The sequence below is a fragment of the Streptomyces sp. NPDC029164 genome (assembly GCF_055563995.1).
The window spans coordinates 1-26419 of the sequence record NZ_JBVHWW010000059.1; the positions used below are offsets into that span (position 1 = coordinate 1).

Below are 26419 nucleotides of genomic sequence, written 5' to 3' on the forward strand. Positions count from 1 at the left end.
TGGTTTCGGGTTCGCTTTCTCTCCCCCTCTCTTCTTCTCCGCCCCTCCTCCCCCCCCCCCCCCCCCCCCCCCCCCCCCCCCCCCCCCCCCCCCCCCCCCAACCCACCCCCTAGGTCTTTCAGCCGGGCGGAACGGCTTACGCGCGGCTTCGCCACGAATCACCGAATTCCGGGAAACTCATCGGTCCGGGCCGGTGTCGGAGTTACCGTCCCTCGACGGCAATTACCGGCCCCCGTTGCCCGGAGGAGACACCATGACCGCTCAGCCCACGTGGCGGAAGTCCTCGTTCTGTAGTGAGGGCGACGCCTGCGTGTACGTCGCCACCGCCCCCGGAGCCCTCGTCAAGGTCGCCGACCGCGTCGACCCCGCGCACCTCGTGCTCGCCACGACGCAGGCGGCCTGGGCGGATTTCATTCGTGCCGTCAAGGAAACCGCCGCGCCGTAATGGCTCACCCTCAGGGGATTTTGTCCGATTAGCGCGTATCTTCGGCCCATGCCCACGCCCTACGGATCCCGCGGCGGCATGGCGTTCAGCGCTGCTGAGCTGCACGTGCTCAGGCGTCTCCTCGCCCACGCCCTTCAGTCCTCTCCGGCCCCCCTGGCGGCCGCGGAGGTCCAGGACTGCCTGCACCTCGCGCAGTCGGTGGACGACGCGGTCCAGGAGGCGGGCCGGCTCAGAGCGTTCCTCCTCGACGACCTCGCCCGCTACCGGGGCGCCCTGCCCGGCAGCCTCTCCGGCTACCTGGAGCTGCTGCAGGACGCCCTGGCCGCCGGCTACGAACCGGCCCCCGACGACCTCGCCGCCCTGCGCGCGCTCCGCGCCAATCCGGTCGCGGCGGCGCTGCTGGAGCGGGCCCAGGTCGTCGCGGAGCGCTCCGTACGCCGGCGGCTGTCGACGACCCCCGCGCCCCGGACCCGGCTGCTGGCGCTGGCCGGCGGGCGGGAGGAGCAGCCGAAGCCGGCTCCGCGGCCCAAGGAGCCGCCGAGTCCCGAGTCGCCGCGTCCCGAGCGGCCGGTTCCCACCCCCGGCGAGGTGTTCCCGCCGCGCCGCAAGCCCGGCCCGCCCCCGGCGGCCGGGCGGGCCGCCGGGTAGCTACGCTGTGGGGCATGGACTACGTCTCCGCGCTCGTGCCCCCCGTCGTGATGGCCGCGTTCTTCATCGCTCTCGTGGTGACGATCGTGAAGAGCCAGGGCGGCGCCAACAAGGCCAAGGAAGACGCCGCGGTCGACGCCGTGATCGCCCGGGCCGAGGCCGCGCGCCAGCAGCAGTAGCCCTCCGGGCGACGGGAGTGCGGCCGCATCGGCCGCACTCCCGATTTTGTCGCGCGTTGCCGAGCGAATAGTCGGGCAATTCCGCACAAGCAGCACTATCGTGCTGTTGTGCCTCGCCCCTTGGGAGAACTCGAAGACGCCGTCATGACGCGGGTGTGGCAGTGGAACCGCCCGGTCACCGTTCGTGAAGTTCTGGAAGACCTCCAGCAGGAACGGTCCATCGCGTACACCACGGTCATGACCGTTATGGACAATCTTCATCAGAAGGGCTGGGTCCGCCGGGAAGCCGAAGGCCGCGCCTATCGATATACGGCGGTCTCCACCCGCGCCGCCTACTCGGCCGCACTGATGAACGAAGCCTGGTCGACGAGCGACAACCCCGCGGCCGCCCTCGTCGCGTTCTTCGGCATGATGTCCGCGGAACAGCGGGAGGCACTCCGGGACGCCGTACGGGTCGTCCAGCACGACGGCGAGTCCGGTGCCGAGGCCGCGGCGGAACCTCCTGCCGAACCCCTCGCCGAACCCGCCGCCGAAGCCCCCGCCGAACTCCCCGCTCCGCAGGAAGCCGAAGGGGACTCCGCCGAGCGCCCGCAGGAGCCGGGGCGATAGCGTCCGCAGCCATGGGAGAGTTTTCCTCTGCACACGCAGAAACAGTGACGATCCGCCGTGCCCGCACCGGTGATGTTCCCGCGCTGCGCCGCCTCCTCGACCAGTACGTGCAGCAGCGGATCCTGCTGGACAAAGCCCCGGTCGTCCTTTACGAGGACATCCAGGAGTTCTGGGTCGCGGAACGCGACTCCGACAGTCAGGTGGTCGGCTGTGGCGCTCTCCACGTGATGTGGGAAGACCTTGCGGAAGTGCGTACTCTCGCCGTGGACCGCGGCTTGAAGGGCGCCGGCGTCGGCCACAAGGTGCTGCAGCAGTTGTTGCGGACCGCCCGCACGCTCGGGGTGAGCCGGGTTTTCTGCCTGACCTTCGAAGTCGAGTTCTTCGCGAAGCACGGCTTCGTCGAGATCGGCGAGACCCCGGTCGAGACCGATGTCTACATGGAGCTCCTGCGTTCCTATGACGAGGGTGTCGCCGAGTTCCTCGGTCTCGAACGAGTGAAGCCGAACACCTTGGGCAACAGTCGGATGCTTCTGCACCTCTGATCGATGGCCTACGCTTTTCCGTCGATCAGCAACCTGTGGCCTATGTCCGAATCGCGTATGTTTCCCGCCCTGTTGTGGTCCTGAACCTCTCCCCGGGGGTTTGTGTTTTCCAGGCAAAAGCGGTTTCCTTTCCACGTACTGCTTTTCGATGAAAGGAAATCCCGGTGGCACAGAAGGTTCAGGTCCTTCTTGTCGACGACCTCGACGGTGGCGAGGCGGACGAGACGGTGACGTTCGCTCTGGATGGCAAGACCTACGAGATCGACCTCACCACCGCCAACGCTGAAAAGCTCCGCGGTCTGCTCGACCCGTACACCAAGGGCGGCCGCCGCACCGGTGGCCGTGCCACCGCGGCACGTGCGAAGGGTGGCCGCGCCTCCGCGACGACCGGCAACCCGGACACCGCGGAGATCCGCGCGTGGGCCAAGGAGAACGGTTACAACGTGAACGACCGCGGCCGCGTCCCGGCCGAGATCCGCGAGGCCTACGAAAAGGCCAAGGGCTGACGGACCCCCGCCGTACGCCGCCCCAGGCGGGCCCGGTGGCATTCCGTCGCCGCCGCCGCCACCAGGCGTACGAGATCGGGCCCGGCGGTGCCCTTTCCGGGGCCGGGTCCGGCGGCCCGCCCGGGACCGGGCAGGGCCGGCAGCAGTGCTTCACACCCCTGCTCGGGGGGTCGCAGCCACACAGCGGCTCCCCGAGGGCTTTCTCCCAGGGGCCGCCCCGGGGGAGCCGGGGCGGTGATCCGGCCACCCGCACCCAGGGCGGTCAGGTCCAGGGCGACCCCGCCCCATTCCAGCCAGTCGAGCAGCCCCTCCAGCTCGTCTGCGCTCCCCGCGGCCACCAGGAACCGCATCCGGCGCCCCATGAGCGCCACCGGGCCCGTGGCGACCGGCCTGCGCAGCAGGGCCGCTCCCGCGTCGGACGGCAGCTCCAGCACGTCGAACCGGATCCCGGTCGGGAGCAGCCCGGGCGGACCGCCCGTGACGGCCCAGCCGAGCACCTGTTCGTACCAGGAGGCGTACGCACGCTCCTCCGGCGCGACGCGGGGCGGCGGGACGGTCGGCACAACGGTGAGGGCCATGCCCGGAGCAACTCGCGAAACGCCCCGGGGTTACGGTTGCCGTGACACACCGCACTCACTCATATGCGGAACGTAAACATCCGTGGCGGCGGAGTCCCACATTCGGGACGGAACTGTGTTCGCCCTTAGCTGAGGGGACCGGTGCCACGGGCATGGAGTGTCAGTCCTTACGGGTAAGACATTCCTAGTGGATCGGGGCGACACGCTGATTTGACGGGCTTCCGTTCGCCGTCGGCGTACACGCATGACGGGTATCTGCCTGGCCTGCGGGAACATCGTCTCGCACCATCGAGTTGGAGCAGTTGTCGGCTCTTCAAGCCGGTTTTCCCCGCTGATGCAGGGGTGAGCCGAGGACGGATGTCGGCAGTTGGAATGAGCTGTCCCGCCCCGCGGGACTAGCATGCGGAAGGACAGGGCGGGGACCGACCCCGAACTGCCCGACCGCTCTGAGGAGCGATAAACGATGTTCGAGAGGTTCACCGACCGCGCGCGGCGGGTTGTCGTCCTGGCTCAGGAAGAAGCCCGGATGCTCAACCACAACTACATCGGCACCGAGCACATCCTCCTGGGCTTGATCCACGAGGGTGAGGGTGTCGCCGCTAAGGCCCTGGAGAGCCTCGGGATTTCGCTCGAGGCTGTTCGCCAGCAGGTTGAGGAGATCATCGGACAGGGGCAGCAGGCCCCTTCCGGCCACATCCCCTTCACCCCGCGGGCGAAGAAGGTCCTGGAGCTTTCGCTCCGAGAGGCCCTCCAGCTCGGCCACAACTACATCGGCACCGAGCACATCCTGCTCGGCCTGATCCGCGAGGGCGAGGGCGTCGCCGCCCAGGTCCTCGTGAAGCTGGGCGCCGATCTCAACCGAGTCCGGCAGCAGGTCATCCAGCTGCTCTCCGGCTACACCGGCGGGGGCAAGGAGTCGGCCACGGCCGGCGGCCCGGCCGAGGGCACGCCCTCGACCTCGCTCGTCCTGGACCAGTTCGGCCGCAACCTCACCCAGGCGGCCCGCGAATCCAAGCTCGACCCGGTCATCGGGCGCGAGAAGGAGATCGAGCGGGTCATGCAGGTGCTGTCCCGCCGTACGAAGAACAACCCGGTCCTCATCGGCGAGCCCGGCGTCGGCAAGACCGCCGTCGTCGAGGGCCTGGCGCAGGCGATCGTCAAGGGCGAGGTTCCCGAGACCCTCAAGGACAAGCACCTCTACACGCTTGACCTCGGCGCCCTGGTCGCCGGTTCCCGCTACCGCGGTGACTTCGAGGAGCGCCTGAAGAAGGTGCTCAAGGAGATCCGCACCCGCGGCGACATCATCCTGTTCATCGACGAGCTCCACACCCTCGTGGGTGCGGGCGCCGCCGAGGGCGCGATCGACGCCGCCAGCATCCTCAAGCCCATGCTGGCCCGTGGTGAGCTCCAGACCATCGGTGCCACGACGCTGGACGAGTACCGCAAGCACCTCGAGAAGGACGCGGCCCTCGAGCGCCGCTTCCAGCCGATCCAGGTGGCGGAGCCTTCCCTCCCCCACACGATCGAGATCCTCAAGGGCCTGCGCGACCGCTACGAGGCCCACCACCGCGTCTCCATCACGGACGAGGCCCTGGTCCAGGCGGCGACGCTGGCGGACCGGTACATCTCGGACCGCTTCCTCCCGGACAAGGCGATCGACCTGATCGACGAGGCCGGCTCCCGGATGCGCATCCGCCGGATGACCGCACCGCCGGACCTCCGCGAGTTCGACGAGAAGATCGCGGCCGTGCGCCGCGACAAGGAGTCGGCCATCGACTCCCAGGACTTCGAGAAGGCGGCTTCTCTCCGCGACAAGGAGAAGCAGCTGCTCGCGGGGAAGACCAAGCGCGAGAAGGAATGGAAGGCCGGCGACATGGACGTCGTCGCCGAGGTCGACGGCGAGCTCATCGCCGAAGTCCTCGCGACCGCGACCGGCATTCCCGTCTTCAAGCTCACCGAGGAGGAGTCGTCGCGACTGCTCCGCATGGAGGACGAGCTCCACCGTCGGGTCATCGGCCAGAAGGACGCCATCAAGGCGCTCTCCCAGGCGATCCGTCGTACCCGTGCGGGTCTGAAGGACCCGAAGCGCCCGGGTGGCTCGTTCATCTTCGCCGGCCCGTCCGGTGTCGGTAAGACCGAGCTCTCGAAGACGCTCGCCGAATTCCTGTTCGGTGACGAGGACGCGCTGATCTCCCTCGACATGTCGGAGTTCAGCGAGAAGCACACGGTTTCCCGTCTCTTCGGTTCGCCCCCCGGCTACGTGGGCTACGAAGAGGGCGGCCAGCTCACCGAGAAGGTGCGCCGGAAGCCGTTCTCCGTCGTCCTCTTCGACGAGGTCGAGAAGGCCCACCCGGATATCTTCAATTCCCTTCTCCAGATCCTGGAGGACGGTCGTCTGACCGACTCCCAGGGCCGGGTCGTGGACTTCAAGAACACGGTCATCATCATGACGACCAACCTGGGTACCCGGGACATCTCGAAGGGCTTCAACCTGGGCTTCGCGGCGCAGGGTGACACGAAGACCGGCTACGAGCGGATGAAGGCGAAGGTCAACGAAGAGCTCAAGCAGCACTTCCGGCCCGAGTTCCTCAACCGTGTCGACGACACGGTCGTCTTCCACCAGCTCACCGAGGAAGACATCATCCAGATCGTCGACCTGATGATCGCGAAGGTCGACGAGCGCCTGAAGGACCGCGACATGGGCATCGAGCTGAGCGGTGACGCGAAGCTCCTGCTCGCCAAGCGCGGCTACGACCCGATCCTGGGTGCCCGGCCCCTGCGCCGGACCATCCAGCGCGAGATCGAGGACATCCTGTCGGAGAAGATCCTCTTCGGCGAGCTGCGTCCCGGTCACATCGTGGTCGTCGGCAAGGAGGGTGAGGGCGAGGAAGCCAAGTTCACCTTCCGCGGCGAGGAGAAGTCGGCTCTGCCGGACCTCCCCCCGATCGAGGCCACGGGCTCCGGCCCGGACCTGTCGAAGGGCGCGTAAGCGCGACCGAGCACCAAAGGGGCGGGGGGGGGGGGGGGGGGGGGGGGGGGGGGGGGGGGTGTTTTTGGGGGGGTGGGGTCGCGTGTCCTAAGGGGGGTCGGGGCGGGGGAAGGGGGAAGAGAACAGAAAGAAAAAGAAGAGGGAGCACCCTGACCGGGGCCCCCCCCCCCCCCCGCCCCTTTTTCCGTGGGCGGACTCCGCGCGCCCCCCAGGGGGCTCTGGAGGCCCTGGAAGGGCCGGCGGGCGTCCAGCGAGGCCCGCGCCCGCCCCCTCGCCGTCTCGCGCCCTCGTGCGGGGGGCGGGGTCCGCTTCGCCGGAGCGCGGTGCCGGTTGCCCGCCGATGGTCCCGAACGGGCGGGTCGAAGGTCCCCGGCCGGTGACAAGCCGCACAGAACAAAACGGACGTACTAGGTGGATTCGTAGATCCAAAGGCCCTCCGGAAGGGACCTTCGGCCCAGGAGGAAGGCCGTCAATCGAGCGCATCACACCCACCCCGCTACGAGCCCAGGTAGTAACCGGGACATTTGGGGAAGTCCCCGGCCGCGGGTTACCAAAGGTGAGCCAACCCGGCACACGTTCCAGCGTGCCGGGTCACTTCATGCCCGTGACGGGCGTGAACCGCCCTTGTCCCCGGCCCCGGAGGTCTGCACATGTCCGCGAAGCGCGTCAGCACCCGTCGTACCCGTATCGCCGTCGGCACCACCGCTCTCGGTGCGGTGCTGGCCCTGGGGGCCGGGACGACCGCCGCGTTCGCCGACACCGCGCAGACGGCCCTCGCCGGTACCGCCGAGCTGGTCGCCCAGCAGGCCTCCGCCCAGGCCGGCGCGGCCGCCAAGGCCGCCGCGAAGCCCGCCGCGAAGCCCGCCGCGAAGCCCGCCGCGAAGCCCGCCGCGAAGACCGCCTCGAAGACCGGTCTGTGGGACAAGCCGCTGGAGAAGTACACGCTGTCCGCGACCTTCGGCAAGGGCGGCAGCATGTGGTCGCACAAGCACTCCGGCCAGGACTTCGCCGTCCCGGTCGGCACCTCGGTCAAGTCCGCGGCCGCCGGTACCGTCGTGAAGGCCGGCCCGAACGGCGGCGGCGACGGCCCCGCGTACGGCAACGCCGTCGTGATCAAGCACGCGAACAACACGTACTCGCAGTACGCGCACCTCTCGAAGATCCAGGTCAAGATCGGCCAGAAGGTCGCCGCCTCCCAGCGCATCGCGCTGTCGGGCAACACCGGCAACTCTAGCGGCCCGCACCTGCACTTCGAGATCCGCACCACCCCGAACTACGGCTCGGCCGTCAACCCGGTGGCCTTCCTGCGCACCGTCGGCGTCAGCATCTGATCATCGTATGACCCGGCCGGTCCCCGTGACCGGCCCCACGACCCGGCCCCGCCGGCTGCTCAGGTGAGCAGCCACGCGTGGGCCGGCTTCGTTTCCGGACCGAGCTTGCCCTCCTTGTACGCGGCGGCCTGCTCCGGCGTGAACGCCGTGTCATAGAACTTGATGTTGTGCAGGGCGCCCTGCCAGGGGCCGGTCCAGATGTTGTGGTGCTTGGAGCGGCCCAGCTGGAGCGGACCGGGGGCCTGCCAGATCGGCGGCACCTGGGTGGTCTCGCCGGCCTTCTTGCCCTCGACGTAGAGCGCGATGGTCTTCTTCTCGGCGTCGTAGGTCGCCATCAGCATCGTGGGGGTCTTGAGCACGGTGGGCCCCTCGGCGGTGACGGTCCGCGTCGTGGCCGCGGCGCCCTTGTCGCCGGTCTGCACGCGGAAGATCCAGGCCTGCTTGCCGCCCACCTCGTTCACCCCCAGCTCGAAGGAGAACGACTCCCCGTCGCCCTGGCTGATGGCGATCCGCGAACCCTTGGCGCCGGAGCTGTAGACGCGGGCCGTGACGGTGAAGCTCTTGGTCACGTCCACGACGGGCTCGGCGGACTGGGCGTAGGAGTTCGCGTTGCCCTTCCCGACGATCTGGAACCGCTTGCCCAGCGGGCCGACCTGGAAGTCGGGGCCGAGCCGGATGCCGGTCTTGCCGTAGCTGTCGCGCAGCAGGGTCGCGTCGCCCTCGACGGTCGCGGTGTAGCCCGCGGGGGACTTCGAATCACCGGGCTCCGGCGCGGCGGACGTCGAGGGCTGGGCGTCGGCGCCCTCCGGCCCGTCGCCGCCGTCGCCCAGCAGGAAGAACGTTCCGCCGCCGGCGAGCAGCGCCAGTACGGTCACCCCGCCGCCCAGCATCCACAGCCGCTTCTTGCGCCGCTCGGCGGCCGACCGGTCGGCCATGGCCTCCCAGTCGGGCTGCGACGACGAGGATATGAGCGGCTGCGCGGGCTGGGCCGGTGCCCACCCCGCTGAGGCGTCCTGCTGTTGGTACGGGTTCGGCTGCTGCCCCTGCTGCGGGTAGCCGTAGCCGTACCCTTCGCCACCGGCCGGGTATCCGTAGCCGCCCTGGTCGTCGCCCTGGCGGGGCGGGCCGGGCGGGAAGCCGTGGCCGCCGCCCTGCGCGGGCGGACCCGGCGGGAACCCGTATCCGCCGCTTCCGGGGGCGGGCTCGGGCTGCGGGTTGCTCGGGGGATTCACGGCGTCGGTCATGCCAGGGATGCTAAAACACGGCCCCCCGCGCCGTACCGCCCGGTACCGCTCCGGGAGCCGCCGGCCGGCCGCACCGGTACGGTCCGGCCCGCCGCACCGGTACGGCCCCGTGGCCGTCAGCCCTGCGGCAGCTTGATCACCGGGAAGCTGCCCGTCGCCGTCGGCGCGTGTTCCGGCAGCCACAGGACCGCCACCGCGCCCGCCGCGGTGCCCTCGCGGTCGAAGCCGCCGGGGGCCGCCACGTTGCGGAAGGTCAGCCGGGCCCCCAGCACCCGCGCCTGGCCCTCCGCGATGGTCAGGCCCAGGCCGTGCCCCACGCCCGCGCGGTCCGTCGACCCGGTGCGGAAGCGGCTCGGCCCCTCGCGCAGCAGAGCGTCGGGGAAGCCCGGCCCGTGGTCCCGCACCCGTACGACCCGGCCCTCGACGTCGACCTGGATCGGCGGCTGCCCGTACCGCGCCGCGTTGGCCAGCAGGTTCCCCAGGATCCGCTCCAGCCGCCGCGGGTCGGTGCTGACGATCTCGTCCGCGACGACCCGTACGGTCGCCTCCGGCATCAGCGCCGTCACCCGCCGGCTCACGAACTCGCCCAGCGCCACGTCCTGGAGCTCCGCCCGCTCCGAGGCACTGTCCAGCCGGGCCACCTCCAGCACGTCCTCGACCAGCGCGCGCAGCGCCTGCGCCCGGTCCCGGACCAGCTCGGTCGGCCGCCCCGGCGGCAGCAGCTCCGCCGCCGTGAGCAGGCCCGTCACCGGCGTCCGCAACTCGTGCGCGATATCCGCCGTCACCCGCCGCTCGGCCTCCAGCCGCTGCTGCAGGGCGTCGGCCATGGCGTCCACGGCCCGTGCCAGGTCGTCCGTCTCGTCCCGGACGACGCCGCCGACCGCGTCCCGCACCCGTACGTCGGGATCACCGTGCGCCACCCGCTGCGCGGCGGCCGCGGCCTTGCGCAGCCTGCGCGAGATCTGCCCGCCGATGAGCACGCCGAGCGCCGATCCGCCGATCACGGCGGCGAGCCCGCCGACGACCAGCGCCCGGTCCAGGTCGGGGATCAGATTGGCGCTCTCCCGGAACTGCGTGTGCAGCGACAGCACCTGCCCGTTGCCGAGCGGCACGGCGGCCCACACCTCGGGCAGCCCGTGCGGCCGCTCCTGGATGTAGGTCCCGCGCCGCCCCGACTGCGCCTTGTGCCGGAGCTCGGCGGGGAGTTCGGGGTCGTTGAGCTTGGCCCCCATCGGCGGCTTGCGCCCGGCCTCGGCGTTGCGGGAGATGAACTGCACGCGGTCCAGCTGCACCTCGCGCGCGCTCTCCAGCATGGACACGCGGGCAGCGCTGTGCACGACCAGGCTCAGGGCGATCGTGACGAGGGCGCCCACGGCGGCGATGGCGAGCGTGATCTTCCAGCGGATCCCGGTACGGAGGGTGAACCGTCTCATGCCTTGAGCTTGTATCCGAAGCCCCGGACCGTCTCGATCCGGTCCTGGCCGATCTTGGTGCGCAGCCGCTGTACGTGGACGTCGACGACGCGGGTGTCGCCGCCCCAGTCGTAGTCCCAGACCCGCTCCAGCAGGCGGTCGCGCGACAGTACGGTGCCGGGCGCCGAGGAGAACTCCAGCAGCAGCCGCATCTCGGTCGGCGTCAGCGCCACGGCGGCGCCCGCCCTGCGGACCTCCATGCCCTCGGTGTCCACCTCCAGGTCGCCGAAGGAGAGCACGCCGCGCTCGGGGTCCGAGGCGTCGTGGGAGGAGCCCGGTCCGCCGTTCTGCGGGCCGCCGGAGTGGTCGAAGCGGCGCAGCACGGCGCGGATCCGGGCCACGAGCACGGAGCCGTCGAAGGGCTTGGTGACGTAGTCGTCGGCGCCCGCCTCCAGGCCCAGCACCACGTCGATGGAGTCGGCGCGCGCCGACAGCATGATCACGGGGACGGTGGACTCGTCGCGGATGCGGCGGCACAGGCTCACGCCGTCCATGCCGGGGACCATCACGTCGAGCAGCGCGATGTCCGGCCGGTCGGCGCGGAAGGACTCCAGGCCGGACAGGCCGTCGGGCATGGCCGTGACCACGAACCCGTCGCGTTCGAGCGCCAGGGTCGTGGCCTCACGGATGACGTCGTCGTCCTCCACGAACAGGACATGGGTCTCGGCCATGCGGAAGCCTCGCCTCGGTTCCTCTGTGCTCAGTTCTTCTGACTCGTGGCCGGGGAGGACTGGAGACCGCCGTCGACCACGTTGCTGTACTCCGAGTGCACTCGGTCCTGCTCGGTGAACGCCTCCCCGTTCCAGCGGTACGTGATCACGTCCTCGCCCGACGGATAGGCGAGCGCGTCGCTCTTTCCGTAGACCTGCTTCGTGAGCACCAGGTCGCCCCGGTCGATCTCCGCGTAGACGGGTGGCTGTTCGTCCGAGAACACATTCTCGTACGAGCCGCCGTCCGCCCGGTACACGTACGAGCCGCGGCCCAGGGCGTCGGCGCAGGACAGGACGTTGACGACGATGTCGACGACGGGGCTGCCGGTGACCTTCCCGTAGCTCACGTCCACCGGGTACTCCTTGCCCGCGCAGGGCTTGAGGTCCCGCTTGATCTCGGCGCTGACCTTCGGGTCCGCCTTGAGCAGTGCGACGGGGTCGACCTTCTTGAAGGGCCGGCCGGACGCGGAGGCCGCGCCCGAGGAGGGGTCGGCGGGGGTGGACGGGGCGACCGGGCTGGCCTTCGCGACCGCGTCGGAGCGGGCGGGGCCGCCGTCGCGCAGGCCGGTGCCGCCGGTCGCGCAACCGACCGCGAACACGGCAGTGCCGACGAGGACGACCGTCCCCGCCGACACCAGTACCAGCGATTTCCCGCTGGTCAGAACTTGGCCGTTCAGGCCGCGCACCGCTCACGCCCCTCGTACCGCATGGTGTGGTCACCGCGCTCCAGCGCCCGCATGTCCAGGTCCCGGCTCTCGAGCTCCTGCCGGAGACGGGCCAGCGCGCGGTGCAGAGTGCTCTTCACGGTACCCGCAGACATTCCGAGCGCCGCGGCGGTCTCCTCGGTGCTCATCTGCTCCCAGTGTCGCAGCACGACCACGCTGCGCTGCTTGGGCGCGAGCACCTTGAGGATGTCCATCAGCAGGGCGCGGTCGGCGCGCTGGTCGGAGCCGTCCTCGACGGAGGCGTCGGGGAGCTGCTCGGTGGGGACCTCTTCGAGCTTGCGGGCGCGCCACCACTCGGTACGGGTGTTGATCATGACGCGCCGGAGGTAGGCGTCGGCCAGGGACTTGTCGGCGATGCCGTCCCAGCGGCCGTAGGTGCGCACGAGGGCGGTCTGCAGGAGGTCCTGGGCGTCGGTGGGGTCCGGGACCAGGCGCCGGGCGCTGCGCAGCAGCGCGTCCTGCCGGGTGCGTACGTACTCTTCGAATTCGAGTACCTCACCGTGCGCCATCTGAGACCGCCTCCGCTGCCGTCCACCGCTCATCCGCTGTCTTACGGATTCGAAGGTACGGAGGGCTTGTCACGGGCCTGTGCGAGCCAGCCTTCGGTGGGCGCACGGACACCCATAGGTTGTGTAACAGTGCCGTGAGCTGCGGTTTCCCGGCGAGAAGCGGAATTGTCGACTCAGTTTCAAGGTCGACTACGGGTGGTCGCGGAGCCGTCGCCGAGCGCTCGCCGGGCGGTCGTCCGCAGGTCACCCGGACCCCATCCGGACCCCCTTCGGGCCCATCCGGACCCGCGCCCGGCGGCGGTTCCGGTCAGGTCTGCGGAAGCCGGTAGAAGCCCCCGTCGAGCGGTTCCACCAGCCCGTCGGAGACCAGCCCGTCCAGTGCCCGGGCCCGCTGCACCGGCTCGTCCCACACCGTGTCGAGCACGGCCTGCGGAACGGCGCCCACCGCCTCCCGGAGAACCGCGAGGAGCTTGCCGCGCACCTGCCGGTCGGTCCCGGCGTACGTCTGCCCGCGCCGCGGCGGCCCCTCGTGCGCCGGCTTCCCGGCGAGGCGCCACGCGCACAGCCCGGCCACCGGGCAGCGCGCGCAATCGGGGCTCTTCGCCGTGCACACCAGCGCGCCGAGCTCCATCGAGGCCGCCGCCCAGCGCGCCGCCGTCGCCTCGTCCTCGGGCAGCAGGGCCCGGGCCAGGCGCCGCTCGGCGGCGGTGGTGGCGTTCGGCGGGTACTCGACCCCGGTGGCGGTGCGCGCGAAGACCCGCCGGACGTTCGTGTCGAGGACGGCGTGTCGCTGGCCGTACGCGAAGGAGGCCACGGCGGCCGCCGTGTACTCGCCGATCCCGGGCAGCGAGAGGAGCTGCGCGTGCTCCCGCGGTACGTCGCCCCCGTGCCGCTCGGTTATGGCGACGGCCGCGCCGTGCAGCCGCAGGGCGCGGCGCGGGTAGCCGAGCCGCCCCCAGGCCCGTACGGCCTCGCCGGGGGCCTCGACGGCCAGGTCGGCGGGGCGGGGCCACCGGGCGAGCCACTGCTCGTACACCGGGAGGACCCGGCTGACCGGGGTCTGCTGGAGCATGAACTCGCTGACCATGACCCCCCAGGGGCCGGCCTCGGGGCGGCGCCAGGGCAGGTCGCGGGCGTGCTCGTCGAACCACGCGATGACGGGGGAGTGCAGCGCGTGGGAGGAGTCGGGGGATACGGCCGTGGCGGAAGCGGGGGATGCAGTCATGACAGACGGCATCCTGGCACGTTTCGGGCCCGCCCCGCCGGGCCCGGACCGGTGAACCAGACGGCCGCGCGGACCCCGCTCGCCCGCATGGCGGCAGACGGCGGCGAAGAGCACACCGAAGAACAGGAGCCCGTAGGGAGAGGTCTGAGCTGTGCATGGCTACCGAAGGTAGGCAGAGCGGCCCCGTCGCCGCATCAGGCCTCTGGCTGGTTCCCGGCGGGTCCGCGTACTCCCGCAGGATGATCATCGGCAAATCGAGCCTGCCGCGCGGCATGGGGGGCACTGATCGGGCCGCGATCTCTCGTAAAGTTCCCTCCGTGGGATCTCTGCGCAATCCGGTCGGGCCGCTCCCCTCCTCCATCTACTGGCGACGGAGGGCTGTGCTGGCGTCCGTCGTCGCGCTCCTCGCGCTCCTCGCCGTATGGACCGTCAGTTCCGGTGGGGGGAAGACGAGTACGAACGGAAAGGGCCAGGGCGGCCCCGACCCCGTCGCCTCGATCACCCCCGGCCCGGCCGGTACGGGCCCCGCGATCAGCGCGGCCCCCGGAGGGCGCACCGAGTCGGGCGGCGGAACCACCGGCTCCGAAGGCGGTGGGAGCGGCGGCGCGGGCAAGAACGGCGAGCCGGGCAGCGGCACGGCCGCGAGCGGCGGGTCCGGCTCGGGCGGTGGCGGCGCGGCGGCCGGGCCGGCGCAGGTCCCGGCGGACTCCCCGCTTCCCACGTGCGCGCCGGGTGCGCTGCAGTGGGAGGTCAAGAGCGTGAAGAACGAGTACGAGGCGAACGAGAAGCCCAGGCTCGAACTGGTCGCCCGCAACACCTCCGGCACCACCTGCAAGATGGACCTCGGCCCGCGTCAGGCCGTCCTGACCATCCTTCAGGCGAGCAGCAGCAAGGCGGTGTGGTCCTCGGCGGACTGCCCGGCCGGCGCGGGCAACGCCTTCTTCCGCCTGCCGGCGCAGGGGGAGACGAAGCAGTCGCTGGAATGGGACCGCAGGTTCAGCGCGGCCGACCAGTGCCAGGCGCCTCCGGCGGGGTCTGCGGCCCCTGACACGTACGTGGTCGAGGTCAAGTCCCCCGGCATGCCGGTCGCCCGAACCTCGTTCGTCCTCAAGCAGGACTGATACGGGGGCGGAGCCCCGGGGTTCTAGACGTAGCGTTCGAGGATCGAGGATTCCGCCAGGCGGGACAGGCCCTCGCGGACGCTGCGCGCACGCGCCTCGCCGACGCCGTCCACCGTCTGCAGGTCGTCGACGCTCGCGGCGAGCAGCTTCTGCAGTCCGCCGAAGTGCTCCACGAGCCGCTCGATGATCGCGCCCGGCAGCCTCGGCACCTTCGCCAGCAGCCGGTACCCGCGGGGCGACACCGCCGAGTCGAGGGTCTCGGGCGAGCCCGTGTACCCCAGCGCCTTCGCCACGATCGCCAGCTCCAGCAGCTCCGGGTGCGTCAGCGCGTCCAGTTCCGCCAGTGCCTCGTCCACCGTGCGGGAACGCTTCGCCGTCGGCTCCGGCACGTAGTCCCGGATGACCAGCTCCCGCTCCTGCTCGATGCCCACCGTCAGCTCGTCGAGCTGCAGCGACAGCAGTCGCCCGTCCGTGCCCAGTTCGACCACGTACTCGGCGATCTCGGTCGCGATCCGGCGGACCATTTCCAGCCGCTGCGCGACCGCCGTCACGTCGCGGACCGTGACCAGGTCCTCGATCTCCAGCGCCGACAGCGTGCCCGCGACCTCGTCGAGGCGCAGCTTGTACCGCTCCAGCGTGGCCAGCGCCTGGTTCGCCCGCGACAGGATCGCCCCGGACTCCTCCAGGACCCGTCGCTCGCCGTCCACGTACAGCGCGATCAGCCGCATCGACTGCGAGACGGAGACCACGGGGAAGCCGCACTGCTTGGAGACGCGGTCCGCCGTGCGGTGGCGCGTACCGGTCTCCTCCGTCGGGATCGACGCGTCCGGCACCAGCTGCACACCGGCCCGCAGGATCTTGGTGATGTCCTTGTCGAGGATGAGCGCGCCGTCGAGCTTGCACAGCTCCCGCAGCCGGGTCGCGGTGAACTCCACGTCGAGGACGAAACCACCGGTGCACATGGCCTCGACGGACTTGTCCATGCCGAGGACGATGAGCCCGCCGGTGTTGCCGCGAACGATCCGTTCCAAGCCGTCACGCAGCGGCTGACCAGGTGCGACCGCGCTCAGCGAGGCGCGCATCATGGCCTCCTGCTTGGAGCTCGCGCCCGACTTCCCGGATGCTGCTGCCCCGTCCTTGGCTGCCACTGCACTCCTCCGGTCGCGGGTTGCGCCGCCCCGCGCCGCGGGCACGAGGACGTGCGTACGGCCGGGCGGACCAGCCCAAAGTCTACCGGCGCGCGCTACGGCCCCGCCGTGGCTTGGCCAGGTAGGGCTTGCGGGGGCCCCGTACGGACCCCCTGACCAGGGCCGCTGCCCCGTCAGTCGGTGGCCCGCTCCTTGGCCGGCGTACGGGAGCGCCCGCGCGGCAGCACCCGGAGCGCATCGCCCATGTCGGCCACCTCGATCACCTTCATCCCGGCCGGAACCTTCCCCGGATCCGCCGGGACCAGCGCGTGCGTGAAGCCGAGCCGGTGCGCCTCGGCGAGGCGCCGCTGGACGCCGGTCACCCGCCGCACCTCGCCGGCCAGACCGACCTCGCCGATCGCCACGAGGTTCTTCGGGAGCGGTACGTCGCTGGCGGCGGAGGCCAGGGCGAGCGCGATCGCCAGGTCGGCGGCCGGCTCGGTCAGCTTCACTCCGCCCACGGTCGCGCTGTAGATGTCGCGCTTGCCGAGCGCCGTGATCCGGCCGCGCTGCTCCAGCACCGCCAGCATCATCGAGACGCGCGAGGTCTCCAGACCGGAGGTGGTGCGGCGCGGGGAGGGGATCTGCGAGTCGACGGTGAGCGCCTGCACCTCGGCGACCAGCGGACGCTTGCCCTCCAGCGTCACGGTCAGGCACGTGCCCGGGACGGCCTCGGCGCGCCGGGTCAGGAACAGCCCGCTCGGGTCGGCGAGTCCGGTGATCCCCTCGTCGTGCAGTTCGAAGCAGCCGACCTCGTCGGTGGCGCCGTACCGGTTCTTGATGCCGCGCACCAGCCGCAGCCGGGCGTGCCGGTCGCCCTCGAAGCTCAGTACGACGTCGACGAGGTGCTCCAGCAGACGGGGGCCGGCGATGGCCCCGTCCTTGGTCACGTGGCCGACGAGGAGGGTGGACATCCCGCGTTCCTTGGAGGCCCGGATCAGTGCCCCGGCCACCTCGCGCACCTGGGCCATGCCGCCGGGCGCGCCGTCGATCTCGGGGGAGGCGACGGTCTGCACGGAGTCCAGGATCAGCAGGGAGGGCTTCACGGCGTCGAGGTGCCCGAGGACGGCGGACAGGTCGGTCTCGGCGGCCAGGTAGAGGTGATCGTTGAGGGCGTTGATCCGGTCGGCGCGCAGCCGCACCTGGCTCGCCGACTCCTCGCCCGTCACGTACAGCGTGCGGTGCTCGTCGCTGGCCGCCTTCGCCGCGACGTCCAGCAGCAGCGTCGACTTCCCGACGCCGGGCTCGCCGGCGAGCAGCACCACGGCGCCGGGGACGAGCCCGCCGCCGAGGACGCGGTCCAGCTCGTCCACGCCGGTGCTGCGCGCGGTCGCCGTCCGGCCGTCGACCTGGCCGATCGGGAGGGCGGCGGTGGAGACCCGGCCGGCGGCGGTGGTCCGCACGGCGGGCGCGCCCATCTCCTCGACGGTGCCCCAGGCCTGGCACTCGGGACACCGCCCGAGCCATTTCGCGGTCGTCCAGCCGCAGTCGGTACAGCGGTAGGACGGCCGGTCCTTGGCGGATGAACGAGCGGTGCGGGCAGCCATGCCGCTCACGGTAGCCGCCCGCACCGACAATGCGGTGGGAGGGCTCCGGCGGCCGCCGGAATCCTCCCACGTCAGGGCGCCGCGTCAGCGGACCACCGATCTGTTCACCCGTAAGGGCTAAAAGTGGGGAAGGCTTCCAGGGCACCACCGGCACGCCGCCTACGGTCGCCAGGTGAACAGCAGCAACCAGGCACACCCCTCAGCGCACACCGGCGCACACCGGGCGCACGGGCGCACGCACAGCGAGGGGGAGCAGCCGCCCCCCTTCCGGCACGAGCCTTACCTGGACGGTCTGTTCACGTACTGCCTGTCGGTCCTGTGCGACCACGACACCGCCACCGACGTGCTGGGCGACGTCCTCGCCGTGGCCGAGCGGCACCCCGGCCGCTGCCCCGACGAGGGGGACCGGCGGGCCTGGCTCTACGCGCTCGCCCGCTGGGGCTGTCTGCGCCGGCTGGCAGAGCAACGGCGCACCCGGCAGGGAGCGCATTCCGCCCGGCGTGCGCCGGAGCACATCGAGCGCAACCGTGCGCCGGGTGGTGACACAAACCCGGGCACTGCCCCGGGAGCCGGCCGCGCCCCGGACGGCCACCGGCTCGTTGACGTGCACGCCTACCGCCGTACCGAACTGGCCCGGCTCGCCTGGCCCGAGGCCGCCGGCACCACGCCCGCGCAGCGCGAGGCCCTCGAACTCGCCGTCCGCCACCGCCTCGGCGTCCCCGAGCTCGCCGCCGTCCTCGGCACGCCCCCGGCCACCGCCCGCGAGCTCCTGTCCGGCGCCGCCTGCGAGGTGGAGCGCACCCGCGCCGCCCTCGCCGTCGTGGAGACCGGGAACTGCTCCGCCGTCTCCCTCCTCACGGGCGACGACGGCGACGGAGACGGTGACGGCAACGTGCTGCTGTCCAGCACCCTGCGCGCCGAACTCGTCCGCCACGTCGACGACTGCCCCCGGTGCCGCCGCGTCGCCGAACGCGTGGGCGTCGCCGCCCCCTGGCCCGGCTCCGGCGGCATCAACACCGCCGCCCTCCCGCTCGTACCCGCCCCCCGCACCGCCGTCCACGCGGCGATGCTCCGCTCCGGCCGGGGCCGCGGCCGCAGGCCGGGCCCGCGCTTCGACCGCACCGGCTTCCCGATGGACCCCAGGGACCGCGCGGCCCGCCGCGACCGGCTGCGCGCCCGGGCGGTGACCACGACCGTCGTCGCCACCGTGGTCGCCGCCCCGGTGCTGGCGCTGTGGGCGGCGTACCGCGGCGCCCCCAGCACCGGTGAGCCCGTCGGCGGCGACTCCACCCGCATCTCCGCCGGCGAGTCCGAACTCCCGACGGCACGGACCGACGGCCGCCCGCTGTCGGCGTACGAGAACACCGGCAACGCCGCCAGCACCACCGGCGGCCCCGGCTTCGCCCAGAGCAGTGACGACTCCGACGTCTCCGTCGAGGTGATCAGCACCGGCCCGCCGGCCGGAGCCGACCACGCCGGAGCCCACGCCGGCCACCTCTCCGTCGCCGCGTCCTCCCGCGGTTCCCTCACGCTGCTCATCCTCACCGCCTCCGGCGGCGCCCCGGTGGACTGGCGGCTCTGGTCCGACGCGCCGTGGCTGCGCGCGAGCCGCACCGCGGGCACGCTGGCCCCCGGAGAATCGGTCACCCTGCGGATCGCCGTGGACCCCGACGCCCAGCCCGTGGGGGCCTGGACGGCCCGGGTCGGGGTCGATCCGAGCGGCGCGGTGGTCTCCATCCAGGGCCGCGGCCGCCCCGCGGCGACCCCGACGCCCACGCCGGACCCGACGCAGCCCTCGCCCCCGTCGCCGAATCCGGACCCGACGCAGCCGCCCACGCCGACCCCGACGCCCACGGAGCCGACGATCCCGCCGCCGTCCCCGACGCCCACGCCGACCGCGACGCCGCCGGACGGCTCAGGCGGAACGGTTTCTCCCGGGCCGGACCCGGGCCCGTCGGGCTAGCCGGGTTGGCCGGGCCGGCGGCACACCGCCGGTCAGACCGGGTCCGCCGGGTGCGGGGCCATCGGCAGCAGGGAGGCCAGCCGCGCCTCGCACAGCTTCACCAGCGCCTCGTACCCCTCCTTGCCCATCAGCTCCGTCAGCTCGGCGCGGTACGACACGTACACCGGGTCCCCGGCGCCGTGCGCGGAGGTGGCCGACGTACACCACCAGTGCAGGTCGTGGCCGCCGGGACCCCAGCCGCGGCGGTCGTACTCACCGATCGACACCTGGAGCACGCGGGTGTCGTCGGGCCGTTCGATCCAGTCGTACGTCCGGCGGATCGGCAGCTGCCAGCAGACGTCGGGCTTGGTCTCCAGCGGTTCCTGGCCGCTCTTCAGCGCCAGGATGTGCAGCGAGCACCCGGCCCCGGCGGGGAACCCCGGCCGGTTGAGGAAGATGCACGCGCCGTCCCAGCGGCGGGTCTGCTTCTCCCCGTCGTCGTCGTGCTGGGTCCAGCCGCTCTCGCTGCCGACGTCGTGGAACTGCCACAGCTCGGGCGTCAGCCGGGCCACGTGCTGCGCGACGCGCTTCTCGTCGTCCTCGTCGGAGAAGTGCGCGCCGAGCGTGCAGCAGCCGTCGTCCGCCCGGCCCGCCTGGATGCCCTGGCAGCCGCTGCCGAAGATGCAGGTCCAGCGGGAGGTCAGCCAGGTCAGGTCGCAGCGGAAGATCTGCTCGTCGTCGGCGGGGTCGGGGAACTCCACCCAGGCCCGGGGGAAGTCGAGGCCCTTCTCGTCGGAGACGGCGGGGGGCTTGCCCTTGCCGTTCCTGCCGCCGCCGCTCTTGCCCCCGGCGTTCTTGGCGCCGGCGTTCTTGCCCTTGGCGGGGTCCTTGGCGGGGTCCTTCTGCGACCGGGTCTTGTTGGCCTTCTTCGTATTTGGCACAAACCCAAGCCTAAGCGCCCCTTACGCAACCCCCGAGCGTTCCTCGCAGTAGCGTTTCCCCCTATGAGACTCGGTGTCCTTGATGTGGGTTCGAACACGGTCCATCTCCTGGTGGTGGACGCGCACCCCGGCGCGCGCCCGCAGCCGGCGCACTCGCACAAGGTGGAAATACGGCTGGCGGAGCTCCTCGACGAGGGCGGCGCCGTCACTCCCGACGGCGTGGAACGCGTCGTCTCGGTGATCTCCGACGCGGTGCAGGCCGCCGAGGACAAGGGGTGCGAGGACGTCCTCCCCTTCGCGACCAGTGCCGTGCGCGAGGCCACGAACGCGGACGAGGTCCTCGCGCGGATCAAGGCCGAGACCGGCGTCGACCTGCCGGTGCTGAGCGGCGAGGACGAGGCCCGGCTGACGTTCCTCGCGGCCCGCCGGTGGTTCGGCTGGTCCGCCGGGAAGCTGCTCGTCCTGGACATCGGCGGCGGCTCGCTGGAGATCGCGTACGGCATCGACGAGGACCCGGACGCGGCCGTCTCGCTGCCGCTGGGCGCGGGCCGCCTCACCTCGGGCTGGCTCCCGGGCGACCCGCCGGACGCGCTGGACGTCCGGGCGCTGCGGCGGCACGTGCGGGCGGAGATCGCCCGCACGGTCGGCGAGTTCAGGCGCTTCGGGGTCCCGGACCACGTGGTGGCGACGTCGAAGACCTTCAAGCAGCTGGCCCGCATCGCGGGCGCGGCCCGCTCGGCGGACGGTCTGTACGTGCAGCGGGACCTGAGCCGCAAGTCCCTGGAGGAGTGGGTCCCCCGCCTGGCGGCGATGACCACGACCCAGCGCTCGGCCCTCCCGGGTGTCTCGGAGGGCCGGGCGAACCAGCTCCTGGCGGGGGCGCTCGTCGCGGAGGGCGTGATGGACCTCTTCGGCGTCGACGAGCTGGAGATCTGCCCCTGGGCCCTGCGCGAGGGCGTGATCCTCCGCAGGCTGGACCACATGCCGACGGGATCCTAGGGACGGCCCTGGCGCGGGTGGCCCGGGGGAGGTCAGCGCAGCCGGAGCGTGCTCGTGACGCCGGCGTGGTCGGACGGCCACAGACCCGAGGGGGTGCGGTCGGCCGGGCTCGCGCCCACCAGGTCGGCCGTCAGCGCGTGGATCTTGCCGCGGAAGAGGACGTAGTCGATGCGCTGCGTGAGGCCGGAGGCGGCATTGCGCAGGTCGGGGGCCTGGCAGCAGGTGAAGCCGGGGCTGCGGGGGCGGCGCCGGTTGGCGGTCCAGACGTCCTGGAAGCCGGCGGCCAGGAGGCGGTCGTAGCTGCGGGTGGTGGTCGCCGGCGTCGCGCCGACCCCGCCGGCCGCCGAGTTGAGGTCGCCGAGCAGCACGGTGGGGAGCTTGGTGTTCAGCGGGCCCGCGAGCAGTTCGGCGGCCTGGGCCTCCTGGACGGCGGGGGCGGCGGGTTCGAGATGGGTGGTCACCACCCGGGCGGCGCGGCCGCGGAGCGTGACGTCGGCCGAGACCCAGCCGCGCTCGATCTTGAGGGCCGGACCGGGCGGGCAGCCCAGCGCGGGCCGGCAGACGGTCACGTGGTCGCCGAACCGGGCGGCCTGCGCGTGGGCCACGGAGAAGGCGCGTGCGGGCAGGTCGGTGCGGGCCAGGAGCACGTCGCGGTCGGTGAGGCGGATGTCCTGGAGGCCGCCCGGGGTGGAGCGCGGGGCCTCGAAGTCGCTGCCGACGGTGACGCTCGCCACGGGGGCGTAGTGCTTGCCGCGGGCGGTGAGCTCGTCGAGGAGGATCCGCAGGAAGTCGTACTCGACGTGGGTGGCGCTGCCCGGCCCGGCCGGGGTCTGGCTGCGCCACAGCACCGCTTCCTGGAGGCCCACGAGGTGGGGCTCGCTCTCGGCGATCTCGTCGGCCAGCGCCTCGGCGCGCTCCGTGAAGTCCGTCGCCCGGACGCTCGACCACACCGCGGTCACCGCGGCGACGAGCCCCTGCGGGGTGGTGGCGGCGAGGACCGGCGAGAGGTCGGCGCCCAGGTAGAGGTTGCGGGTCGTGACCCGCAAGGGCGTCCGGCCCCCCTCGGAGGCCGAGGCCGTGCCGAGCGATCCGGGTGCGAGCAGCGCGAGCACGCACAGGGTGGATGTGAGCCAACGGCGAGTCATGCGGGCAGCCCTCTCGGTGAAAAGCGGGCGAACGCCCGCATCTTGGCCGAAACCTAAGACGGTTGACGGGGCGTCGCGATCCAGCTGTGGGCCGGGCGGCCTAGGCCCGGCACCCGGGCCCGGCCGCCACCCGGGCGCGGCCCACGACCGTCCCGTTCCGCCGGGGACGCGTGCCGAGGGCCGAGACCGGCCACCGGCCGGGCCCGGGCCGGCCCCGGGTGGCGGCCGTCACGTACCGGGCGGGCGTCGGCCCCGTACCCTGTCCCCGTGGCAGAACCAGTCCGCGTCCCGACCGCGAAAATCGCCCTCTCCACCGCCTCCGTGTATCCGGAGTCGACGGCGACCGCCTTCGAGATCGCCGCGCGCCTCGGGTACGACGGCGTGGAGGTCATGGTCTGGACGGACCCGGTCAGCCAGGACGTCGACGCGCTGCGCCGGCTGTCGGACGACCACCAGGTGCCGATCCTCGCCGTGCACGCGCCGTGTCTGCTGATCACCCAGCGCGTGTGGTCCACCGACCCGTGGACCAAGCTGCGGCGGGCGCAGGCCGCGGCCGAGCGGCTCGGCGCGTCCACCGTCGTCGTGCACCCGCCGTTCCGCTGGCAGCGCCAGTACGCGCGGGACTTCGTCACCGGCATCTGGCGGATGGCCGACGAGACGGACGTCCGGTTCGCCGTGGAGAACATGTACCCCTGGCGCTACCGCGACCGCGAGATGCTCGCGTACGCACCCGAGTGGGACGTGACGAAGGACGACTACCGGCACTTCACCGTCGACCTGTCGCACACCGCCACCGCCCGTACGGACGCCACCGCGATGATCGACCGGATGGGCGAGCGGCTCGCGCACGTCCACCTCGCCGACGGAAACGGTTCGGCGAAGGACGAGCACCTGGTCCCGGGGCGGGGTACGCAGCCCTGCGCCGAGCTGCTGGAGCGGCTCGCCCGGACCTCGTTCGACGGCCATGTGGTGATCGAGGTGAACACGCGGCGGGCGATGTCCTCCGCCGAGCGCGAGGCCGACCTCGCCGAGGCGCTGGCCTTCACGCGGCTGCACCTCGCCACCGCCACCCGGGACGGGGCGCGGCGGGCATGAGCACGGGAGCGGAGAAACCGCGCCGCCGCGGGCCCGGCCGGCCGCGGCAGGACGAGGCCGACGACGGGCCCGGCACCCAGGAGCGGATCCGGCTGGCCGCCCGCGAGGTGTTCGCGGAGCGCGGGTACGACAAGACGTCCGTCCGAGGCGTCGCGAAGGTGGCGGGGGTGGACCCGGCGCTGGTCCACCACTACTTCGGCAGCAAGGACGACCTCTTCGCCGCCGCCATCGAGATGAGCCTGGAGCCGGCCCTCGTGGTCCCCGCGATCGTCGGCAGCGGGCCGGACGGCATCGGCGAGCGGCTGGCCCGGTACTTCCTCGGCGTCTGGGAGAACCCCGTCACCCGGGCCCCGCTGCTCGCGGTGATCCGGTCCGCCCTCACCCACGAGGCGGCCGCGAAGGTGCTCCGCGGGCTGGTGCTGCGGAGGGTCCTGGAGCGGGTCGCCGCCGACCTTGACGTGCCCGACCCGACCTTCCGCGCCGAGCTCGCGGCCTCCCACATGGTCGGCATCGCGATCCTGCGCTACGTCGTCCGGGTCGAGCCCCTCGCCTCCGCGGACGTGGAGGACATCGTGGCGCTCGTCGCCCCCACACTGCAGCGGTACCTGACCGAAGAGTGAGCCTGTCGTCCCGTCATGCGGACGCGGCGTCCGGATCGCGGGCGGTGGGCGTAGCCTCGTATCTGAGCCATATCCGCAGTCGCGGCTGACCGTACAGCCGCACTCATGGGGAGTGAACCGCATGCCCGAGCTGAGGTCCCGCACCGTCACCCACGGCCGCAACATGGCAGGCGCTCGTGCGCTGATGCGCGCGTCGGGCGTAGCGAGCTCGGACATCGGGAAGCCGATCATCGCCGTGGCGAACTCCTTCACCGAGTTCGTCCCGGGCCACACCCACCTGGCCCCGGTCGGCCGCATCGTCTCCGACGCGATCCTCGCCGCCGGCGCCGTCCCCCGCGAGTTCAACACCATCGCGGTCGACGACGGCATCGCCATGGGCCACGCCGGGATGCTGTACTCCCTGCCCTCCCGCGACCTGATCGCGGACAGCGTCGAGTACATGGTGGAGGCGCACTGCGCCGACGCCCTGATCTGCATCTCCAACTGCGACAAGATCACCCCCGGCATGCTGATGGCCGCCCTGCGCCTCAACATCCCGGTCGTCTTCGTCTCCGGCGGCCCGATGGAGGCCGGCCAGGCCACCCTCGTCGACGGCACAGTCCGCAAGCTCGACCTGATCGACGCCATGGTCGACGCCTCCAACGAGAACGTCTCCGACGAGGACGTGCTCCGCATCGAGGAGAACGCCTGTCCCACGTGCGGCAGTTGTTCCGGCATGTTCACCGCCAACTCGATGAACTGCCTCGCCGAGGCCATCGGCCTCGCCCTCCCCGGCAACGGCTCGGTCCTGGCGACGCACACCGCCCGCCGTGCCCTGTACGAGGACGCCGGCCGCACGGTCGTCGAGATCACCAAGCGGTACTACGAGGACGGCGACGAGTCGGTCCTGCCGCGCAACATCGCCAGCCGCGAGGCCTTCGAGAACGCCATGGCCCTCGACATCGCCATGGGCGGCTCCACCAACACGATCCTGCACCTCCTCGCCGCCGCCCAGGAGGCGGGGCTGGAGTACGACCTCACCGACATCGACGCCGTCTCGCGCCGCGTCCCGTGCCTGTCCAAGGTCGCGCCGAACGTGGCGCCCGGCGGCACGTACTACATGGAGGACGTCCACCGGGCCGGCGGAATGCCCGCCATCCTCGGTGAGCTGCACCGCGGCGGACTCCTGAACAAGGACGTCAACTCCGTCCACTCCGCCAGCCTGGAGGAATGGCTGGCCAAGTGGGACCCCCGCTCCGGCACGGCCACGGACGAGGCCATGGAGCTGTGGCACGCGGCCCCCGGCTGCAAGCGCTCCGCCACCGCCTTCTCCCAGTCCGAGCGCTGGGACACCCTCGACCTCGACGCCGAGGGCGGCTGCATCCGCTCGGTGCAGCACGCGTACTCCAAGGACGGCGGCCTCGCCGTCCTGCGCGGCAACATCGCCGTCGACGGCTGTGTCGTCAAGACGGCCGGCGTCGACGAGTCGATCTGGACCTTCGAGGGCCCGGCGGTCGTCTGCGAGTCCCAGGACGAGGCCGTCGACAAGATCCTGCGCAAGGAGATCAAGGCCGGCGACGTCGTCGTCATCCGCTACGAGGGCCCGCGCGGCGGCCCCGGCATGCAGGAGATGCTCTACCCGACCTCCTTCCTCAAGGGCCGCGGCCTCGGCAAGGTCTGCGCCCTCGTGACCGACGGCCGCTTCTCCGGCGGCACCTCGGGCCTGTCCATCGGCCACGCCTCCCCGGAGGCGGCCTCGGGTGGCGACATCGCGGTCGTCGAGGACGGCGACCGGATCCGCATCGACATCCCGAACCGCTCGATCGAGCTCCTCGTCCCCGAGGCGGAGCTGGCGGCCCGCCACCAGGCCCTCGGCGGCATCTACGCGCCGAAGAACCGCGAGCGCAAGGTCTCCGCGGCCCTGCGCGCCTACGCCGCCATGGCCACCAGCGCCGACAAGGGCGCGGTCCGCGACGTCACCCGCCTGGGCTGACACCGCCTGGGCTGACACCGACGGGCTGACACCGATCGACCCCGGGGGGGGGGGGGGGGGGGGGGGGGGGGGGGGGGGGGGGGGGGGGGGGGGGGGGGGGGGGGGGGGGGGGGGGGGGGGGGGGAGGGGGGGGGGGGG

25 protein-coding genes are annotated in these 26419 nt (G+C 72.2%); 14 read left to right on the forward strand and 11 right to left on the reverse strand.

The window, feature by feature from the left end; translation table 11 throughout:
• The first annotated feature begins 253 nt into the window (after nucleotides 1-253).
• The 6 genes from ACZ4VT_RS35445 (at nucleotide 254) to ACZ4VT_RS35470 (ending at nucleotide 2929) form a co-directional block, all read left to right on the forward strand.
• On the forward strand, nucleotides 254-445 hold the full coding sequence (locus ACZ4VT_RS35445; protein WP_030720495.1) for a DUF397 domain-containing protein: 192 nt from the start codon (nucleotides 254-256) through the stop codon (nucleotides 443-445).
• 48 nt (nucleotides 446-493) lie between these two features.
• A complete protein-coding gene (locus ACZ4VT_RS35450) occupies nucleotides 494-1093 on the forward strand; it encodes a hypothetical protein (RefSeq protein WP_467955494.1) in 600 nt (199 codons plus the stop codon).
• A gap of 14 nt (nucleotides 1094-1107) precedes the next feature.
• The gene (locus ACZ4VT_RS35455) at nucleotides 1108-1272 is read left to right on the forward strand and encodes a hypothetical protein (protein ID WP_351302752.1); all 165 of its coding nucleotides are present in this window, start codon (nucleotides 1108-1110) and stop codon (nucleotides 1270-1272) included.
• A 108-nt stretch (nucleotides 1273-1380) separates the two neighbouring features.
• On the forward strand, nucleotides 1381-1881 hold the full coding sequence (locus tag ACZ4VT_RS35460; protein ID WP_467955495.1) for a BlaI/MecI/CopY family transcriptional regulator: 501 nt from the start codon (nucleotides 1381-1383) through the stop codon (nucleotides 1879-1881).
• Between the two features lie 11 nt (nucleotides 1882-1892).
• The gene (locus tag ACZ4VT_RS35465; RefSeq protein WP_362801376.1) at nucleotides 1893-2423 is read left to right on the forward strand and encodes an amino-acid N-acetyltransferase; all 531 of its coding nucleotides are present in this window, start codon (nucleotides 1893-1895) and stop codon (nucleotides 2421-2423) included.
• Between the two features lie 164 nt (nucleotides 2424-2587).
• A complete protein-coding gene (locus ACZ4VT_RS35470) occupies nucleotides 2588-2929 on the forward strand; it encodes a histone-like nucleoid-structuring protein Lsr2 (RefSeq protein ID WP_467955496.1) in 342 nt (113 codons plus the stop codon).
• On the opposite strand, the gene ACZ4VT_RS35475 is transcribed toward ACZ4VT_RS35470, so the two are convergent.
• Nucleotides 2908-3507, reverse strand: coding sequence for an SCO3374 family protein (locus ACZ4VT_RS35475; protein WP_467955497.1), 600 nt, complete (start codon nucleotides 3505-3507; stop codon nucleotides 2908-2910). The genes ACZ4VT_RS35470 and ACZ4VT_RS35475 overlap by 22 nt on opposite strands.
• A 463-nt stretch (nucleotides 3508-3970) precedes the next feature.
• Between ACZ4VT_RS35475 and ACZ4VT_RS35480 the strand changes: the two genes are divergently transcribed.
• A complete protein-coding gene (locus tag ACZ4VT_RS35480) occupies nucleotides 3971-6496 on the forward strand; it encodes an ATP-dependent Clp protease ATP-binding subunit (RefSeq protein WP_327415605.1) in 2526 nt (841 codons plus the stop codon).
• Between the two features lie 650 nt (nucleotides 6497-7146).
• On the forward strand, nucleotides 7147-7827 hold the full coding sequence (locus tag ACZ4VT_RS35485) for a M23 family metallopeptidase (RefSeq protein ID WP_467955498.1): 681 nt from the start codon (nucleotides 7147-7149) through the stop codon (nucleotides 7825-7827).
• A 59-nt stretch (nucleotides 7828-7886) separates the two neighbouring features.
• Here the strand turns inward: ACZ4VT_RS35485 and ACZ4VT_RS35490 are convergent, their stop codons facing one another.
• From ACZ4VT_RS35490 to ACZ4VT_RS35515, 6 genes are all read right to left on the reverse strand, one after another.
• Complete coding sequence (locus ACZ4VT_RS35490; protein ID WP_467955499.1) at nucleotides 7887-9071, reverse strand: LamG-like jellyroll fold domain-containing protein; 1185 nt, start codon at nucleotides 9069-9071, stop codon at nucleotides 7887-7889.
• A 116-nt stretch (nucleotides 9072-9187) separates the two neighbouring features.
• Nucleotides 9188-10504 (reverse strand): two-component system sensor histidine kinase CseC, encoded by a 1317-nt coding sequence (cseC, locus tag ACZ4VT_RS35495; protein ID WP_351299087.1) that lies wholly within the window; start codon nucleotides 10502-10504, stop codon nucleotides 9188-9190.
• Nucleotides 10501-11214 carry a two-component system response regulator CseB gene (gene cseB, locus ACZ4VT_RS35500; RefSeq protein ID WP_467955500.1) on the reverse strand — a complete coding sequence of 238 codons (714 nt, stop codon included), beginning with the start codon at nucleotides 11212-11214 and terminating at the stop codon, nucleotides 10501-10503. Before cseB ends, cseC begins: the two co-directional genes overlap by 4 nt.
• Before the next feature lie 29 nt (nucleotides 11215-11243).
• Entirely contained in the window at nucleotides 11244-11939 is a 696-nt protein-coding gene (locus ACZ4VT_RS35505; RefSeq protein WP_467955501.1) for a hypothetical protein, read from the reverse strand.
• The gene (locus ACZ4VT_RS35510; RefSeq protein ID WP_319727094.1) at nucleotides 11927-12487 is read right to left on the reverse strand and encodes a SigE family RNA polymerase sigma factor; all 561 of its coding nucleotides are present in this window, start codon (nucleotides 12485-12487) and stop codon (nucleotides 11927-11929) included. The genes ACZ4VT_RS35505 and ACZ4VT_RS35510 overlap by 13 nt, the downstream gene beginning before the upstream one ends.
• Before the next feature lie 307 nt (nucleotides 12488-12794).
• On the reverse strand, nucleotides 12795-13712 hold the full coding sequence (locus ACZ4VT_RS35515) for an HhH-GPD family protein (RefSeq protein WP_467955502.1): 918 nt from the start codon (nucleotides 13710-13712) through the stop codon (nucleotides 12795-12797).
• A gap of 317 nt (nucleotides 13713-14029) precedes the next feature.
• Between ACZ4VT_RS35515 and ACZ4VT_RS35520 the strand changes: the two genes are divergently transcribed.
• A complete protein-coding gene (locus ACZ4VT_RS35520; protein ID WP_467955503.1) occupies nucleotides 14030-14833 on the forward strand; it encodes a hypothetical protein in 804 nt (267 codons plus the stop codon).
• 23 nt (nucleotides 14834-14856) lie between these two features.
• Here ACZ4VT_RS35520 and disA read toward each other — a convergent pair whose 3' ends face one another.
• Both disA and radA read right to left on the reverse strand, forming a co-directional pair.
• On the reverse strand, nucleotides 14857-15981 hold the full coding sequence (gene disA / locus ACZ4VT_RS35525) for a DNA integrity scanning diadenylate cyclase DisA (RefSeq protein ID WP_361769502.1): 1125 nt from the start codon (nucleotides 15979-15981) through the stop codon (nucleotides 14857-14859).
• Between the two features lie 173 nt (nucleotides 15982-16154).
• Nucleotides 16155-17567, reverse strand: coding sequence for a DNA repair protein RadA (radA, locus tag ACZ4VT_RS35530; RefSeq protein WP_467955504.1), 1413 nt, complete (start codon nucleotides 17565-17567; stop codon nucleotides 16155-16157).
• 172 nt (nucleotides 17568-17739) lie between these two features.
• Here radA and ACZ4VT_RS35535 point away from each other — a divergent pair, with 172 nt between their 5' ends.
• The gene (locus ACZ4VT_RS35535) at nucleotides 17740-19530 is read left to right on the forward strand and encodes a BACON domain-containing protein (RefSeq protein ID WP_467955505.1); all 1791 of its coding nucleotides are present in this window, start codon (nucleotides 17740-17742) and stop codon (nucleotides 19528-19530) included.
• Nucleotides 19531-19562: 32 nt separating this feature from the next.
• Here the strand turns inward: ACZ4VT_RS35535 and ACZ4VT_RS35540 are convergent, their stop codons facing one another.
• Nucleotides 19563-20450 (reverse strand): DUF3109 family protein, encoded by an 888-nt coding sequence (locus tag ACZ4VT_RS35540; RefSeq protein WP_467955506.1) that lies wholly within the window; start codon nucleotides 20448-20450, stop codon nucleotides 19563-19565.
• Nucleotides 20451-20513: 63 nt separating this feature from the next.
• On the opposite strand from ACZ4VT_RS35540, the gene ACZ4VT_RS35545 reads away from it, so the two are divergent.
• Nucleotides 20514-21449: a Ppx/GppA family phosphatase gene (locus ACZ4VT_RS35545; RefSeq protein ID WP_467955507.1), complete on the forward strand. Its 936-nt coding sequence runs from the start codon at nucleotides 20514-20516 to the stop codon at nucleotides 21447-21449.
• A 32-nt stretch (nucleotides 21450-21481) separates the two neighbouring features.
• Here ACZ4VT_RS35545 and ACZ4VT_RS35550 read toward each other — a convergent pair whose 3' ends face one another.
• Nucleotides 21482-22594, reverse strand: a complete 1113-nt coding sequence (locus tag ACZ4VT_RS35550) for an endonuclease/exonuclease/phosphatase family protein (protein WP_467955508.1) — start codon at nucleotides 22592-22594, stop codon at nucleotides 21482-21484.
• A gap of 267 nt (nucleotides 22595-22861) precedes the next feature.
• Between ACZ4VT_RS35550 and ACZ4VT_RS35555 the strand changes: the two genes are divergently transcribed.
• The 3 genes from ACZ4VT_RS35555 (at nucleotide 22862) to ilvD (ending at nucleotide 26281) form a co-directional block, all read left to right on the forward strand.
• Nucleotides 22862-23689, forward strand: a complete 828-nt coding sequence (locus ACZ4VT_RS35555; RefSeq protein ID WP_467955509.1) for a sugar phosphate isomerase/epimerase family protein — start codon at nucleotides 22862-22864, stop codon at nucleotides 23687-23689.
• Nucleotides 23686-24309 carry a TetR/AcrR family transcriptional regulator gene (locus ACZ4VT_RS35560; protein ID WP_467955510.1) on the forward strand — a complete coding sequence of 208 codons (624 nt, stop codon included), beginning with the start codon at nucleotides 23686-23688 and terminating at the stop codon, nucleotides 24307-24309. The genes ACZ4VT_RS35555 and ACZ4VT_RS35560 overlap by 4 nt, the downstream gene beginning before the upstream one ends.
• 121 nt (nucleotides 24310-24430) lie before the next feature.
• Nucleotides 24431-26281 carry a dihydroxy-acid dehydratase gene (gene ilvD, locus ACZ4VT_RS35565; RefSeq protein WP_467955511.1) on the forward strand — a complete coding sequence of 617 codons (1851 nt, stop codon included), beginning with the start codon at nucleotides 24431-24433 and terminating at the stop codon, nucleotides 26279-26281.
• Nucleotides 26282-26419 lie beyond the last annotated feature (138 nt).